A 16071-nucleotide genomic window follows, 5' to 3' on the forward strand; every position below is an offset into this window, starting at 1 on the left:
CCCTGATGGGGTGACGACCGAGGCGACGCAGGTGCGGCCCGCCCGCACCAGCGCGGTGTGGCCGGTGCTGGTCGGCGTCGGACTACTCGCGGGCATTACGGCCGCCGCCCTGGCCGCGCTGTCGGTGGCCGACGCGCTGACCGCCACCGGGCTGCCGAACCCAGGGCCCGTCACCAACTACGGACTGCCGTTCGTGCGCGCGGCGGGGGAACTGGCCGGGGTGGTCGCGGTCGGGTCGTTCCTGCTCGCGGCCTTCTTGGTGCCGCCGCAGTCCAGCGGGGTGCTCGACGTGGCGGGGTACCGCGCACTGCGTACCGGCACCGTCGCCTCCGCGGTATGGACGGTGTGCGCCGTGCTCCTGGTGCCGCTGAGCGTCTCGGACGTCACCGGCCAGCCGCTGGCCAGCAGGCTCAGTCTCTCGTCGGTCTGGTCTGTGGCGAGCCTCGTCGAGACGGCGGGCACGTGGCGATGGACCGCCCTGTTCGCCGCCGTCGTCACCGTCGTCAGCATCCCGGTGCTGCGCTGGTCGTGGACGCCGCTGCTCTTCGCGGGAGCACTGGTGACCCTCATGCCAATCGCACTGAGCGGGCACTCGTCGGCCGGTGGTTCGCACGACGTGGCCACCAACAGCCTGCTGATCCACCTGATCGTGGGCGCCGTGTGGGCCGGAGGCCTGCTGGCCCTGCTGGCGCACGCGATGCGCGGAGGCGAGCACGCCGACGTGGCGTCGCGGCGGTTCTCCGCCATCGCGCTGTGGTGCTTCGTCGCGATGGGGTTGTCGGGCATCGTCAACGCGCTGGTTCGGGTGCGTCCCACCGACCTGCTCGACGGCGGCTACGGCTGGCTGATCGTCGGCAAGACGGTCGCGCTCAGTGTGCTTGGGGTCATCGGGTTCCTTCAGCGGCGGCGCGGAGTCGCTGCGCTGCAAGACGATCCGGGAGCCCGCGGCCCGCTCATCCGGCTGGCGCTCATCGAGGCCGTCGTGTTCGGGTTGACGTTCGGCATCGCCGTCGCGTTGGGCCGCACCCCGCCACCGCCTCCGCCCATCTACAACCCGTCCATCCCCGCGATCGAGATCGGCTACGACCTAGCCGGTCCGCCCACGCTCGCCCGGGTGCTGTTCGACTGGCGCTTCGACCTGATCTACGGGATGGCGGCCATCGTGTTCGCGGCGGTGTACGTGGCGGGGGTGATCCGGTTGCGCAGGCGCGGCGACGCGTGGCCGGCCGGGCGCATCGTCGCGTGGGTGTGCGGCTGCGCAGTGCTGTTGATCGCCACGTCGTCGGGAATTGGGCGCTACATGCCTGCGATGTTCAGCATGCACATGGCGGCCCACATGCTGCTGTCGATGCTTGCGCCGGTGCTGCTGGTGCTCGGCGCCCCGGTCACGTTGGCGTTGCGGGCGCTTCCCGCGGCCGGGCGCGACAACCCGCCGGGGCTGCGGGAGTGGCTGTTGGCCGCGCTGCACAGCCGGGTCTCGCGCTTCTTGACGAACCCCATCGTTGCGACGGTGTTGTTCGTCGCGGGGTTCTACGGCCTCTACTTCGGTGGCCTCTTCGACGCAGCGGCAGGCAACCACGCGGCGCACCTCGCGATGAACCTGCACTTCCTGCTGTCCGGATACCTCTTCTACTGGGTGGTCATCGGTGTCGACCCGACACCGCGCCCCGTCCCGCCGCTGGGCAAGCTGGCGATGGTGTTCGCATCGCTGCCCCTGCACGCCTTCTTCGGAGTGGTGCTGATGGGCACCAAGAAGGTGCTCGCGGGTGACTTCTACGAATCGCTGAAGCTGTATTGGCACACCGACCTGCTGGGCGATCAGCAACTCGGCGGCGGAATCGCTTGGTCGGCAGGCGAAGTGCCGCTCGTGCTGGTGTTGATCGCGTTGCTCCTGCAATGGCGGCGCACCGACCAACGCACGGCCACGCGGCTTGATCGGGCCGCCGACCGCGACGACGACGCCGACCTCGCGGCGTACAACAGGATGCTCGCCGAGCTGGCCCGCCGCGAGGCTGGTTCTCCCTAGCCCACGGGCTGTTCGGCCGTGACACCAACGTCGTCGAGTACCTGGTAGCCGGCGTTGTAGCCAGGAATGAACGTGATGCCCGGGCCGCCATGGCATCCCGCTCCGCCGAGATAGAGCCCTTCGATGGGTATCGGCAGGTCCAGGAATCCCTTGGGTCCCGGCCGATTGGGTCCCATGAGGTCGGGATGCAGCAGGCCGTGGCAGAAGTCGCCAGCAGGGGCGGCGAACATGGTTTGCATGTGATAGGCCGCGAACGTGATGTGCCGGATCTGAATGTCCTTGAAGTTCGGCGCATATCGGGTGATCTTCTCGATCATCCGATCGGCCATCTCGTTCTTGAGTTGGCCATGGCGTTCCCGGTCGGCCTCGACGGGGAACGCGTACGCGAACGCGCTCGCCGCGTGCTTGCCGGGCGGCGCCATGGCCGGGTCGTGCACCGACGGGATCTGCATGCCCAGCGAGGGATTGTCCGGGACGACGCCGCGTCGGCACTCCTCCCAGTGCAGCTGCTGTTCCTCGGGGGTACCGAAGATGCCGATGGACTGCTGCATTCCCGGTTCGTTGAGTAGGTCGTAGGGCGGCGCGAACTCGGGCAGGCCGTCGAGGGCGAAGTGGACCTGGACGAAGGATGCCCGATGGTCGCGATTGCTCAGCCGAGCAACGAGGTCGGCCGGAAGGTGTTCGGGCCCAACCATGTTGATCAGTGTGAGGTCGGGCGAGAGGTTCGAGACGACGACGGGTGCGCTGATGACGGAGCCGTCCCGCAGGCGTACCCCGGTGACCCGATCGTGCTCGACGAGGATCTGCTCCACCTTGGCGCGGTATCTGACTTCACCGCCGTGTGAGACGAACAGTCGCAGCAGGTGATCGGTGAGTGCGCCGATGCCACCTTCGAGTTTGGTCATCATCGAGGTGCTGTCGTCGGGCACCGCGAGTGCGAAGGCCAGGCAGGCCGCGCTACCGGGGGTGTAGGGGCCGCGGTAGGTGGAGTTGATGGCGAGGAAGGCGAGCATGCCGCGCATGACGGCGTGCTTCGCCTTGTCGGGCAGGTAGCGGTCGATGACGTCCATCGCGGATCCGAACAGCATGTCGTGAATCGCCGTGCGCTCGGCTTCGTTCTGTGCGCAGGCGTACATCTCGTCGAGCGTCTTGGGCGTTGTCCGCACGTCGAAGCGTCCGAGGGCCCGGGCGGGGCCTTGACTCCAGCCGATCAGTCCGGCCATCCCGGTGACCGCCTCGAAACCGTGTTTCTCGCCAAGGTGATTCATCAACTGGAGCGGATCACGGTAGAAGACCATCGGCTCTTCGCCCGCTCCGCCGAGGTTGACCGACATCACGTCGGGGTCGACAGTGGGTAGCGCGTCGAGGCCGAGGTCCTTGGTGATCCGGCTGGGCGTGGGGAACTGTACCGAGCCCGCGATCTCGTAGTGGAACCCGTCGATCAACTCCACGGTGGCGGCCATGCCACCGCAGTAGGTGTTGGCCTCCACGCAGAGTGTCCGCAGCCCTGCGCGTTGCAGGATCGCCGCTGCGGTGAGGCCGTTGTGGCCAGCTCCCACGACGATGGCGTCATAGTCGACCATTGCTCAGATCTCCTTCCGGGCAACCGGATTCACCGGACCCCATTGCGGACGTCCGCTCACCGGCGATGATGCTCGACGAAATTGTGTCAGTTGTGACATTAGGATAATGTCACAACTGACATACCTTGTCCATCGATTCGGGAGGCTGAGTTACGATCGTCCGCGATATGACCGCAACGCCGAACCTGCACGAGCTGCGCTGGCAGTCGACCCATGAGTCGTTGCGACGGGTTGCTCTGGAGATGTTCGCGCGCAAGGGGTTCGCGAACGTGACGGTCGCGGAACTCGCGCAGCAGGCGGGGGTCACCCAGCGCACGTTCTTCCGGCACTTTCCGACCAAGGAAGCCGTGCTGTTCAAGGACTACGACACCCATCTCGAGTGGTTGGCAGAGGCACTTGCGGAGCGCCCCGCGTCTGAACCGCTGTTCGATGCCGTGCTGGCCAGCGTGACGAGCTTCCCGCACGACCTGGAAGTCGTTCGGCAGGCCGCGATTCTGCGCGCGACACTCATCGACGGGGAACGGGCGGCGGGCCATCTGAGGGTGGTGCAAGCCTCCTTTGCCCAGGTGTTGACCGACTTCGTCAAGTCCCGGCACCCCGACACGCCGGACATCGACCTCCTCGCCGAGGTCGCGGGTGCCACGCTGGCCGCGGCGCTCGTGGTCGCAGTCGAGGCGTGGGGCAGGGACGGATGTGCCGGCGACATCGGGGCGATCGTGGTTGCGAGCGTGAACATGGTGCGCTCGGGGTTGGCACCCGTGGCATGAATGCCATTGTCAGCCAACGGTCTTGGTGAGGTTTCCTAGCCGACTGCGCCGGCGGCGACCGCCGCCGCCCAGCCGCCGTACTGGCTGATGTCGGTGCCCGTCGCGGCGGCCGCGCCGTCGCACCCGAACGACGTGCGCCACGTGCCGTCGTCGAACTCGACCTTGCCGAGTTGCATCGGGGCGGGCAGCCCGACGAGGAACCGGCCCAGCGCGGCGGGGGAGAGCAGCCACCGTTGTGCCTTCAACGCACTGCCCGCACCGTCGGGGAGCCGCGTGATCGCCGGCTTGGGCGGCACCGACGGCAGCAGCGCCATGCGGTAGTGCGCCGACGTCGTCAACTCGCCCGCCCAACGCGCCCCGAGGTCGGTCAGCTGGTGGACCAGCGGCCCGCCGCGCAGGTGCGCACCGAACACCACCAACTCGGTGCTGTCGGCGACCGACAGCGGCCAGCTCTCTTCTGGCGCTTCGACTCCGGACACCAAGGCCGCAACGTCTAGGGCCACCGCGTCGTCGAACGCACGGCCCAGCACGGTGACCCCGAACTGAGCGTCGCCCGCCGTACCCGCGGGCACGGACACGGCGCACATGTCGAACAGGTTGCAGAAGTTCGTGTAGGTGCCCATGCGGGAGTTCACGCCGACGGGATCGGCGGCCACCTCGTCGAGGCGCGGATGGAACGGAGCCGTCGGCACCATCAGGGCGTCGACGCCGTCGAGCGTCGACAACGCCTCGGCGCGCAGTCGGGTGACCTCGCGCCGGTCGGCGATCAGGCGGTGGGCGGGCACGTCGCGTGCGGACGTGACGATTCGGCCCACCGTGGGGTCGATCGCCGCGTCGGGGTGCGCATCGATGAATTCGCCTACTGCTGCGTATCTTTCGCTGACGAGCGCACCATCGTAGAGCAGTTTCGCCGCGGCCAGAAAGGGTGCGATGTCGACCGTGACGATGCGCGCGCCCGCCGCCGCCAACGTCGTGACGGCCGCGCCGAACGCCGCCCGCCAGACGTCGTCGAGTTCGGGGAGTTCCGCCGGGATCGCGACGACAGGCTCAAGCGGCGCGGCGAGGCGCGTGTCGGACGGCCACGGACGGTTCGGTGCTCCGACGGCCATCACCCCCATCGCGCGGTTCGCCAAGTTCAGGTCACGGGCGAAAATCGTTACGCAGTCATATGATTCGCAGGCTGGGATGACGCCGTCGGTGCTGACGACCCCGACCGTGGGCTTGATGCCGACGATGCCCTGTAGTCCGGCGGGCACCCGACCCGAACCGGCGGTGTCGGTGCCGATCGCGATGTCGGCCTGTCCGGTCGCGACCGCGACGGAAGACCCCGAACTCGAACCCCCGCTGATGAATTCGGGGCGGCGGCTGTCCGGCACGGCACCGTACGGCGACCGCGTGCCGACGAGTCCGGTGGCGAATTGGTCGAGGTTGGTCTTGCCGACGACGACCGCGCCTGCGGCACGGAGCGCTGCGACGGCCGGGGCGTCGTGCTCGGGTGCGTATTCGAACTCGGGGCACGCCGCGGTGGTCGGTAGGCCCGAGACGTCGACGTTGTCCTTCACCGCGAGGGTGACCCCGGCGAGAAGCTCGCCGGCGATCCGGCTCCGGGCCACGTCGGCGTCGATGTCGGCGTCGCTGCGGCGGCTGATCCAGACCGTCATGGGACAAAACTAGCGGGCGATAGGTATTCCCGCATGTTCACAGTCCGCGATTCATCCACAGCCCAGCGTCGATCCCGATCGACCGTCCGCCAATCCGTCGGCCCGCCCGAGGTGAATGGGCAGGTAGGCGGCACACCCGCGTCGTCGCCCATGAGAAGGGAAGCACCATGTTCGAGACCCCGTTCACCATCGTCGGCAACATCGTCAACGACCCCGTTCACCGCCGTGTCGGCGAACAAGAGGTCGTGAGGTTCCGAGTGGCCAGCAACTCGAGGCGCCGTACGGCCGAGGGCGAGTGGGAGCAGGGTGATTCGTTGTTCGCGTCGGTCAGTTGCTGGGGACGCCTGGTCAAGGGGGTGGCAGGCACGTTGGCGAAGGGCGACCCGGTGATCGTGGTCGGGGCCGTCTACACCAGCGAGTACGACGACAAGGAGGGAAACCGCCGTTCGTCGGTGGAGGTCCGGGCCTCCGCGGTCGGGCCAGATCTGGCACGCAGCTCCGTGAGCATCAGCCCGACGAAGCGGCACGCCGACGAGCAGGCGGCGGAGGGCCCGGCCGACGGGGAGCCCGCCATCGATGACGACGTCGCGGATCAGCCCGCCGAGGGACTGCCACTGACCGCGTAGCACCCGAAGGCCACGCCTAGGATGGTTCGCGGCGTTAACCAGTCCACGAAAGGCATCCAACGGCAATGGCCGAATTCATCTACACGATGCGGAAGGTCCGCAAGGCGCACGGCGACAAGGTCATCCTTGACGACGTCACGCTGAACTTCCTTCCGGGCGCGAAGATCGGCGTCGTCGGCCCCAACGGTGCCGGCAAGTCGAGCGTCTTGCGGATCATGGCCGGCCTGGACCAGGCCAACAACGGTGACGCGTTCATCGCGCCCGGGGCCACGGTCGGCATCCTGATGCAGGAGCCGACGCTCGACGAGGACAAGACCGTCCGCGAGAACGTCGAAGCCGGCGTGGCGATCAAGGGCAAGCTCAACCGGTACAACGAGGTCGCCGAGCTGATGGCGACCGACTACACCGACGAGCTCATGGAGGAGATGGGCCATCTGCAGGAGGAGCTCGACGCCGCCGACGCCTGGGACATCGACTCCCAGCTCGAGCAGGCCATGGACGCGCTGCGCTGCCCGCCGCCCGACGAGCCCGTCGACCACCTCTCCGGTGGTGAGCGCCGCCGCGTCGCGTTGTGCAGGCTGCTGCTGTCCAAACCCGACTTGCTGCTGCTCGACGAGCCCACCAACCACCTCGACGCCGAGAGCGTGCAGTGGCTCGAACAACACCTCGCCGAGTACAAGGGCGCCATCCTTGCGGTCACCCACGACCGGTACTTCCTGGACAACGTCGCCGAATGGATCCTCGAACTCGACCGCGGCCGCGCGTACCCGTATGAGGGCAACTACTCGACGTACCTCGAGAAGAAGGCCGAGCGTGTCACCCTCCAGGGCCGCAAAGACGTCAAGCTGCAGAAGCGGCTCCAGGAGGAACTCGCGTGGGTCCGGTCGGGCGCGAAGGCGCGCCAGGCCAAGAACAAGGCACGGCTGGGTCGTTACGAGGAGATGGCCGCCGAGGCCGAGAAGACGCGCAAGCTCGACTTCGAGGAGATCCAGATCCCGGTCGGCCCGCGGCTCGGCAGCATCGTGGTCGAGGCCGACCACCTCGACAAGGGTTTCGAGGGCCGCACCCTGATCAAAGACCTGTCGTTCACGCTGCCGCGCAACGGCATCGTCGGCGTCATCGGGCCCAACGGTGTCGGCAAGACCACGCTGTTCAAGACCATCGTCGGACTCGAGCAGCCCGACAGCGGCACGGTCAAGGTCGGCGAGACGGTCAAGCTGAGCTACGTCGACCAGAGCCGCGCGGGCATCGACCCCAAGAAGAACGTCTGGCAGGTCGTCTCCGACGGACTCGACTACATCGAGGTCGGACAGAACGAGATCCCGTCGCGGGCCTACGTGTCGGCATTCGGATTCAAGGGCCCCGACCAGCAGAAACCCGCGGGCGTGCTGTCCGGCGGCGAGCGCAACCGGCTCAACTTGGCGTTGACGCTCAAGGAGGGCGGCAACCTCATCCTGCTCGACGAGCCCACCAACGACCTCGACGTCGAGACGCTGAGCTCGCTGGAGCACGCGTTGGAGAACTTCCCCGGGTGCGCGGTGGTCATCTCGCACGACCGCTGGTTCCTCGACCGCACGTGCACGCACATCCTCGCGTGGGAGGGCGACGACGACAACGAGGCCAAGTGGTTCTGGTTCGAGGGCAACTTCGGTGCCTACGAGGAGAACAAGGTCGAGCGCCTGGGCGCCGATGCGGCGCGTCCGCACCGAGTGACCCACCGACGGCTCACGCGGGACTGATCCGGCGAGGCAGGAGCGAAGCGACCCGGGGGGCTACTACTCTCGCTCCTGCGTGCCAGCGTCGGCACGGGGGCGAAAGTCAGGAGCGATGGGACATGACGGTGATTCCCGGGAACGGCCAAGGCTTCGACCGAACGGCTGAGACGACGGTCCTCAACACGAGCCAGGACGTCACTACCGGAATGGCCAGGGCGTACCTCCTTACCTATCAGGGCCCCCACGGCGACGCGCCCGCAGCCGATTCGGCCGTGACCGCCCCTGTCGACCAATCCGTCATCGGGCGGCTGGTCTCGCCTGCGCTGCTCGCCGCGCACGGACGGCTGGGCAGGCAACGCTCGATGGGGGAGACGAAGGTCGCCGTGCTCGGGGCGGACGACCCCGTCGGCCCGGCGCTGCAGGTGGTCACCGACCAGAGCGCCATGCTCATGGACTCCGTGACGGTGCTGCTGCACCGGTTCGGCGTCGCGTATACGGCCATCATGAACCCGGTGTTCCGGGTCCGGCGCAATCCCGGCGGTGAACTGCTCGAGATGGCTCCTGCTGCGGACCCCAGAGCCCCCCGCGACGGTATCGAGGAGAGCTGGATCCACGTCGCGTTGTCACCGTCGGCGAACACCAGGGCGGTCGCGGAGGCGGCGGCCCTGCTGCCCAACGTGCTCGCCGACGCGCGGCAGGTGGCGATGGACTCCGCCGCGCTGAACGCGACGCTCGTCGGGCTCGCGAACGCCCTTGACGCCGACCACGCCGGACGGTTCCCCAGCTATGACCGCCGCGACGTCGCCGCGTTGTTGCGCTGGCTCGCCGACGGGCACTTCGTACTGCTGGGGTACCAACGGTGCGCCGTGAACGACGGTCAGGCCTCGGTCGATCCGGCCAGCCGGCTCGGCGTCCTTCGGCTACGGACCGACGTGCTGCCACAACTCACCGGCGCCGACGATCTGCTGGTGCTGGCGCAGGCGACCATGCCGAGCTTCCTGCGCTACGGCGCGTACCCGTTCATCGTGGTGGTGCGCGAAGCGGACCTCGGCGGGCCGAGGGGCCGGGCCATCGAGCACCGCTTCGTCGGCCTGTTCACCGTCGCCGCGACCAACGCCAACGTGCTGGAGATCCCGCTCATCTCCCGGCGCGTCAACGAGGCGCTCGCACTGTCGCAGGGCGACCCCAGCCACCCCGGCCAGCTGATGCTCGACATCATCCAGACGATTCCGCGTTCGGAACTCTTTGCCCTCAGTGCACGCGAACTGCTCGAGATGGCGAAGGCCGTGGTCGACCTGGGTTCCCGCCGTCGCACCCTGCTGTTCCTGCGGGCGGATCAACTCGCCCACTTCGTGTCGTGCCTGGTGTACCTGCCGCGCGATCGCTACACCACCGCCGTTCGGCTGGAGATGCAGGACATCCTGGTGCGCGAACTCGGCGGCATCAGCATCGAGTACACCGCGCGGGTGAGCGAATCACCCTGGGCCGTAGTGCATTTCACCGTTCGACTGCGCGACGGCTCTCGGCCGAGCGACCTCGATACGTCGCTCGACAACGAGACCAGGATTCAGGGCCTACTGACCGAAGCGGCCCGGACCTGGGGCGACCGGCTCATCGGGTCGGTCAAGGCGGGCCTGATCGACCGTGGCCTCGCCGAGCACTACGCAACCGCATTCCCCGAGGTGTACAAGCAGGCGTTCACCCCGCACGCGGCCATCGCCGACATCGCGATCGTCGAAGAGTTGCAGGGCGATTCGGTCAAGCTGGTGTTCTCCGACGGCAGCGGGGACGAGCACGCGAAACTCACCTGGTATCTGGCAGGACGGTCGGCGTCGCTTAGTGAGTTGCTCCCGATGCTGCAGTCGATGGGCGTGGAGGTGCTCGAGGAACGTCCCTTCACGGTGACGCGAGCCGACGACATGCCGGTGTGGATCTACCAGTTCAAAGTCGCACTGCACCAGTCGATTCCGGAGGCCAAAGACACAGCGGAACGCGACGCCAACGCCACCCGGTTCGCCGACGCCGTGACGGCGATCTGGCAGGGCCGTGTCGAAATCGACCGCTTCAACGAACTCGTGTTGCGCGCCGGCCTGACTTGGCAGCAGGTCGCCGTGCTGCGGAGTTACGCAAAGTACCTGCGGCAGGCCGGGTTTCCGTACAGCCAGTCCCACATCGAGTCGGTCGTCAACGGCAACGCGCAGACCGCACGCTCGCTCATCGAGCTCTTCGAGGCCGTCTTCGACCCAGCGGTAGCTGCGCCCAGCTCCGGCACCCGCCCCGACGCGCAAGCCGCGGCCGCCGCCGTCGCAGCAGACATCGACGCGCTCACCAGCCTCGACACCGACCGCGTGCTACGGGCGTTCGCGTCGATGATCCAGGCCACGCTGCGCACCAACTACTTCGTCACCCGGGTGGAGTCGGCCCGCGCGCAGAACGTGTTGTCCTTCAAGCTCAATCCGGGGCTGATCGACGAACTGCCGTTGCCCCGCCCGCGTTACGAGATCTTCGTGTACTCGCCGAGGGTCGAGGGCGTGCACCTGAGGTTCGGCAACGTCGCCCGCGGCGGGTTGCGCTGGTCGGACCGCCGCGAGGACTTCCGCACCGAGATCCTCGGTCTGGTCAAGGCGCAGGCCGTCAAGAACGCCGTCATCGTGCCGGTTGGCGCCAAGGGTGGCTTCGTGCTCAAGAACCCGCCCGCGCCAACCGGCGACGCCGCGACCGACCGCGACGCCCAGCGCAACGAGGGCGTCGCCTGCTATCGGCTGTTCATCGCGGGCCTGCTCGACGTCACCGACAACGTCGACACCTCCACCGGCGCCACCATCCCGCCCGCCGACGTGGTTCGCCGCGACGGCGACGACTCCTACCTGGTGGTCGCCGCCGACAAGGGCACCGCGACGTTCTCCGACATCGCCAACGAGGTCGCGAACTCGTATGGGTTCTGGCTCGGCGATGCCTTCGCCTCCGGCGGCTCGGTCGGCTACGACCACAAGGCCATGGGCATCACCGCCAAGGGCGCGTGGGAATCCGTCAAGCGGCACTTCCGCGAGATGGGCATCGACACCCAGAGCCAGGACTTCACCGTCGTGGGCGTCGGAGACATGAGCGGCGACGTCTTCGGCAACGGCATGTTGCTGTCGAAGCACATTCGGCTGCTGGCAGCCTTCGACCACCGCCACGTCTTCCTTGACCCCAACCCCGACGCGGCGAGTTCCTGGGTGGAACGCGAGCGGATGTTCGCCCTCCCGCGCTCGAGTTGGGACGACTACGACCGCGCGCTGATCAGCGAGGGCGGCGGCATCTACGCGCGGGACCAGAAGTCGATCCCGATCAGCCCGCAGGTCCGTGCCGCGCTCGGCCTGCCGGACGACGTCGTCGACATGACCCCGCCCGCCTTGATGAAGGCGATCCTGCAGGCGCCGGCCGACCTGTTCTGGAACGGCGGCATCGGCACCTACGTCAAGGCCGAGACGGAGTCGGACGCCGACGTCGGCGACCGGGCCAACGACGCCCTGCGAGTCAACGGAAACCAGTTGCGCGTCAAGGTGATTGGCGAGGGCGGCAACCTCGGGGTGACGCAACGTGGGCGCATCGAGTTCGACCTCGCGGGCGGTCACGTCAACACCGATGCGATGGACAACTCCGCGGGCGTCGACTGCTCCGACCACGAGGTAAACATCAAGATCCTCGTCGACTCGCTCGTCACGACGGGCAAGGTCGCGGCCGACGAGCGCACCGAGCTGTTGATGTCGATGACCGACGAGGTCGGCAGGCTCGTGCTGGCCGACAACTCGAGTCAGAACGACCTGATGGGCACCAGCCGCCTCAACGCGGCCAGTCTGCTTCCCGTGCACGCCAGCGAGATTCGTGACTTGATTGCCAAGCGCGGACTGAACCGCGAATTGGAGGCGCTGCCGTCGGAGAAGGAGATCGCCCGACGCACCGAGGTCGGCCTCGGCTTGACGTCACCCGAGCTCGCGACGTTGATGGCACATGTCAAGCTCGGGCTCAAGGACGAGTTGCTCGCCACCGACCTGCCGGATCAGGAGGTGTTCGCCGCACGGCTACCCGACTACTTCCCGGCCCAGCTCCGCGAGCACTTCGGCACGGACATCCGCACCCATCAGCTGCGCCGCGAGATCGTCACCACGATGCTGGTCAACGACCTCGTCGACACCAGCGGGATCTCCTACGCCTTCCGGGTCACCGAAGACGTGGGCGTCGGGCCGGTGGACGCGGTGCGCAGCTACGTCGCGACCGACGCCATCTTCCGGGTGGGCGACATCCGGCGCCAGATCCGGGCCGCCGGTGACGCGGGCGTGTCCGTCGCCGTCACCGACCGCATGACGCTGGACCTGCGCAGGCTCATCGACCGGGCCGGACGGTGGCTGCTCAACTACCGGCCACAACCGCTCGCCGTCGGGGCGGAGGTCAATCGCTTCGCCGCCAAGGTGGCCGCGCTGACGCCGCGGATGCCGGAGTGGCTGCGCGGCGACGACCGCGAGATCGTGGCCACGCAGTCGGCCGAACTCCAGGCGCAGGGGGTGCCCAAGGAGCTCGCGACGATGGTGGCGACGGGGCTCTACCAGTACAGCCTGCTCGACGTCATCGACGTGTCCGACATCATCGAGCGCGATGCGGCCGAGGTGGCCGACGTCTACTTCGCGTTGATGGACCATCTGGGCACCGATGGCCTGCTGACCGCGGTGAGTGGCCTGCCTCGCGACGACCGCTGGCATGCCTTGGCGCGCTTGGCGATCCGCGACGACATCTACGGTTCACTGCGCGGACTTTGCTTCGACGTGATGGCCGCGGGCGAGCCCGACGAGACCGGTGAGCAGAAGATCGAGGAGTGGGAGCTGACGAACAGTTCCCGGGTCGCGCGGGCGCGGCGGACGCTCACCGAGATCTACGAGGACGGTGGACGCGACCTGGCGACGCTGTCGGTCGCCGCGCGCCAGATCCGCAGCATGACGCGAACCAGCGGAACCGGAACCACGGCGTGACAGAGCGTTTCACCACGCCAGTGCCGGTGCGCTGGTCGGACATCGACATGTACCAGCACGTCAACCACGGCACCATGGTGACCATCCTCGAAGAAGCCCGCGTGCCGTTCCTGGCGAAGCCGTTCGCCGACGACTTCGCCACCATCGGGTTGTTGATCGCCGAGGTCCGCGTTTCGTACAAGGGGCAGCTTCGGCTCGCGGATTCGCCACTACAGGTGACGATTTGGGTGAACCGGCTGCGTGCCGTCGACTTCACGCTCGGCTACGAGGTGCGCTCGGTGCTCGCGGATCCCGACTCCAAACCCGCCGTCATCGGCGAGTCGCAGTTGGCCGCGTTCCACATCGAGGAGCAACGACTGGTTCGGCTACTTCCGCACCATCGGGAGTACCTCCAGGCTTACCAGCGATGAGCGCGCCGGAGGCCGAACGCGGGTTGTGGCTCGACGACGCCGCGCACCGCGAGGACCTCATCACGTTCGTCGATCGTGCGCTGCGGCTCGACGACTCGGCGGTGATCCGGTTGAAGGCGCGCGCTGGCGGTCACGTCGTCGTCTGGGTACCAACGGGTTTCGAGGTGCTGGCCAGTCGCGTGGTGGGAGGCCGGGTGCGCCCGGCAGACCTATTCGCGGGTGCCGACGCGCTGGCGCGGGCGCTACCCGACATGGACCGCTCGGGGTTCGTCGAGCCTGGGTTTGCGATGGACTCCGCGTGGCGCGGCGTGCTGCCGCCCGAGACGGGGTTCGTCCATCTCGACGACGTACCCGCGCGGGCGGTGCTCGACCTCGCCCAGCGCGGGGTGGCCCTGGCCAAGGAACACAGCAGTGCGCACGGCCCGCCAGCCTCGCTGCTCGACCAGGAGGTCGTCGCCGTCACGTCCGGCGACGAAACGGTTGGCATCCCGATGCGGTGTGTGTTCGCCTTGACCGCAATGGGTTTCCTGCCGCAGTCGACGACCAGGACGGATGCGTTCGCGCCGGAGTCGGTGGCCGCCGACGAGGTGGTGCGGGTGCGCGTGGTGCCGAGTTGGCTGCGGGTCGACGCCCGCTTCGGCAGCGTGTACCGGCGCCGCGATCACACCGCGCTCATCGTGCGTTAGCGCAGCCAGGCGGCGGCGTCGGGCGGCAGCTCGTCGCCGTCCAGTGCACTGGCGATGAGCACGTCACCGTCGGGCAATGCCACCGCCTCGGTGCCGGTGTTCAAGACGCACACCAGCCCGTCGCCGCAGCGGAACGCCATCACGTCGGGTGCGACGTCGAGAAACTCCAGCCCGAGCTCACTGAAATCGGTTCTGCCATGGCGCAATTCGATCGCTCGGCGGTAGAACCCCAACGTCGAGTCGGGTTGGTCTTCTTGCTTCTCCACCGTCAGCGGAGCCCAGTCGGCGGGCATCGGCAGCCAGGTGTCGGAATTGTCGGAGAAGTCGAACGGCGGCTGCTCACCAGCCCACGGCATGGGCACCCGGCAGCCGTCGCGCCCGCGCTCCACGTGGGCGGACCGCTCCCAGGTGGGGTCCTGCAGCACGTCGTCGGGCAGTTCGACGTTCGGCAGGCCGAGCTCTTCGCCGTTGTAGACGAACACCGTTCCCGGCAACGCCAGCATCACCAATGCCATTGCCTTCGCCCGTTCCAGCCCGACCGGGCCGCCGCCGTACCGGTTGACCTCCCGCTCGACGTCGTGATTGGACAGACACCACGTTGGCGTGGAGTCCGCTAGTACCGCCGCGGCCAAGGAGTTCTCGATCGCCTCGCGCACCACGTCGGCGTCGAACTCGGCCCGCACCAACCGGAAGTTGAATCCGAGGTGCAGTTCATCCGGTCGCAGGTACTTTGCGAAGTCGTCGTTGTCGAACACCCAGATCTCGCCGATAGTGACCGCGTCGGGGTAGTCATCGAGCACCGTCCGAATGCTGCGGTGGATGTCGTGCACGCCGTCGTGGTTGAACCGTGGGTCGTCGTCGTCGAGCGTGAGCATCGGCAGATTCGGGTTCTTCATGTCGGGCAGACCCGGAGGCTTCGCCATGCCGTGCGCGACGTCGATGCGGAACCCGTCGACCCCACGGTCCAGCCAGAACCGCAGCGTCTTCTCCAGGTCCTCGAACACCTCCGGGTTTTCCCAGTTCAAGTCGGGCTGCTCGGCGTCGAACAGGTGCAGGTACCACTGACCAAGGTTGCCGCCCGGCTCGACGACCCGCGTCCAGGCCGGCCCGCCGAACACCGACACCCAGTTGTTGGGTGGGTGGAGGCCGTCGGGCTCCGCGCCGTCGGGACCCGAGCCGTCGAGGAAGACGTACCGCTCGCGCTGCGTGCTGCCCGGGCCTGCGGCCAACGCCGCCTGGAACCACGGGTGCTGCGAACTGGTGTGGTTGGGGACCAGGTCCATGGTGACCTTGATGCCGCGGGCGTGTGCGGCCGCCACGAGCCGGTCCAGCGCGTCGATCCCGCCGAACAAGGGGTCGACGTCACGGGGGTCGGCGACGTCGTAGCCGTGGTCCACCATCGGGGACACCATGACGGGGTTCAGCCAGATCGCGTCGACACCGAGGTCCACCAGGTAGTCGAGCTCGGACGTCACACCCTCGAGGTCACCGACCCCGTCACCGTTGCTGTCGCGAAACGAGCGCGGATACACCTGATAGAACACGGCATTCGACCACCAAGGTCCGGGTTCGGTCACGTTGCGCCATTGTG

Annotated in this window: 10 protein-coding genes; 7 read left to right on the forward strand and 3 right to left on the reverse strand. The window is 67.9% G+C overall.

The window, feature by feature from the left end; translation table 11 throughout:
* Window positions 1-10 precede the first annotated feature (10 nt).
* Window positions 11-2026, forward strand: coding sequence for a cytochrome c oxidase assembly protein (locus SLQ33_RS22965; RefSeq protein WP_319456175.1), 2016 nt, complete (start codon window positions 11-13; stop codon window positions 2024-2026).
* On the opposite strand, the gene SLQ33_RS22970 is transcribed toward SLQ33_RS22965, so the two are convergent.
* Entirely contained in the window at window positions 2023-3609 is a 1587-nt protein-coding gene (locus SLQ33_RS22970; protein ID WP_319456176.1) for an NAD(P)/FAD-dependent oxidoreductase, read from the reverse strand. The genes SLQ33_RS22965 and SLQ33_RS22970 overlap by 4 nt on opposite strands.
* A gap of 167 nt (window positions 3610-3776) precedes the next feature.
* Between SLQ33_RS22970 and SLQ33_RS22975 the strand changes: the two genes are divergently transcribed.
* Window positions 3777-4376: a TetR/AcrR family transcriptional regulator gene (locus tag SLQ33_RS22975; protein ID WP_319456177.1), complete on the forward strand. Its 600-nt coding sequence runs from the start codon at window positions 3777-3779 to the stop codon at window positions 4374-4376.
* Window positions 4377-4411: 35 nt separating this feature from the next.
* Here the strand turns inward: SLQ33_RS22975 and atzF are convergent, their stop codons facing one another.
* Window positions 4412-6037 (reverse strand): allophanate hydrolase, encoded by a 1626-nt coding sequence (gene atzF / locus SLQ33_RS22980; protein WP_319456178.1) that lies wholly within the window; start codon window positions 6035-6037, stop codon window positions 4412-4414.
* 167 nt (window positions 6038-6204) lie between these two features.
* On the opposite strand from atzF, the gene ssb reads away from it, so the two are divergent.
* The 5 genes from ssb (at window position 6205) to SLQ33_RS23005 (ending at window position 14480) form a co-directional block, all read left to right on the forward strand.
* Window positions 6205-6663 carry a single-stranded DNA-binding protein gene (ssb, locus tag SLQ33_RS22985; protein ID WP_319456179.1) on the forward strand — a complete coding sequence of 153 codons (459 nt, stop codon included), beginning with the start codon at window positions 6205-6207 and terminating at the stop codon, window positions 6661-6663.
* A gap of 65 nt (window positions 6664-6728) precedes the next feature.
* Window positions 6729-8402 carry an energy-dependent translational throttle protein EttA gene (gene ettA / locus SLQ33_RS22990; RefSeq protein ID WP_319456180.1) on the forward strand — a complete coding sequence of 558 codons (1674 nt, stop codon included), beginning with the start codon at window positions 6729-6731 and terminating at the stop codon, window positions 8400-8402.
* 95 nt (window positions 8403-8497) lie between these two features.
* Window positions 8498-13384 carry an NAD-glutamate dehydrogenase gene (locus SLQ33_RS22995; RefSeq protein WP_413467701.1) on the forward strand — a complete coding sequence of 1629 codons (4887 nt, stop codon included), beginning with the start codon at window positions 8498-8500 and terminating at the stop codon, window positions 13382-13384.
* Window positions 13381-13794 carry a thioesterase family protein gene (locus SLQ33_RS23000; protein ID WP_319456181.1) on the forward strand — a complete coding sequence of 138 codons (414 nt, stop codon included), beginning with the start codon at window positions 13381-13383 and terminating at the stop codon, window positions 13792-13794. The genes SLQ33_RS22995 and SLQ33_RS23000 overlap by 4 nt, the downstream gene beginning before the upstream one ends.
* Window positions 13791-14480: a hypothetical protein gene (locus SLQ33_RS23005; RefSeq protein WP_319456182.1), complete on the forward strand. Its 690-nt coding sequence runs from the start codon at window positions 13791-13793 to the stop codon at window positions 14478-14480. Before SLQ33_RS23000 ends, SLQ33_RS23005 begins: the two co-directional genes overlap by 4 nt.
* On the opposite strand, the gene SLQ33_RS23010 is transcribed toward SLQ33_RS23005, so the two are convergent.
* The gene (locus SLQ33_RS23010) at window positions 14477-16057 is read right to left on the reverse strand and encodes a glycoside hydrolase family 13 protein (RefSeq protein ID WP_319456183.1); all 1581 of its coding nucleotides are present in this window, start codon (window positions 16055-16057) and stop codon (window positions 14477-14479) included. The genes SLQ33_RS23005 and SLQ33_RS23010 overlap by 4 nt on opposite strands.
* Window positions 16058-16071 lie beyond the last annotated feature (14 nt).

This window comes from Mycobacterium sp. RTGN6, assembly GCF_033804605.1.
GTDB lineage: Bacteria > Actinomycetota > Actinomycetes > Mycobacteriales > Mycobacteriaceae > Mycobacterium.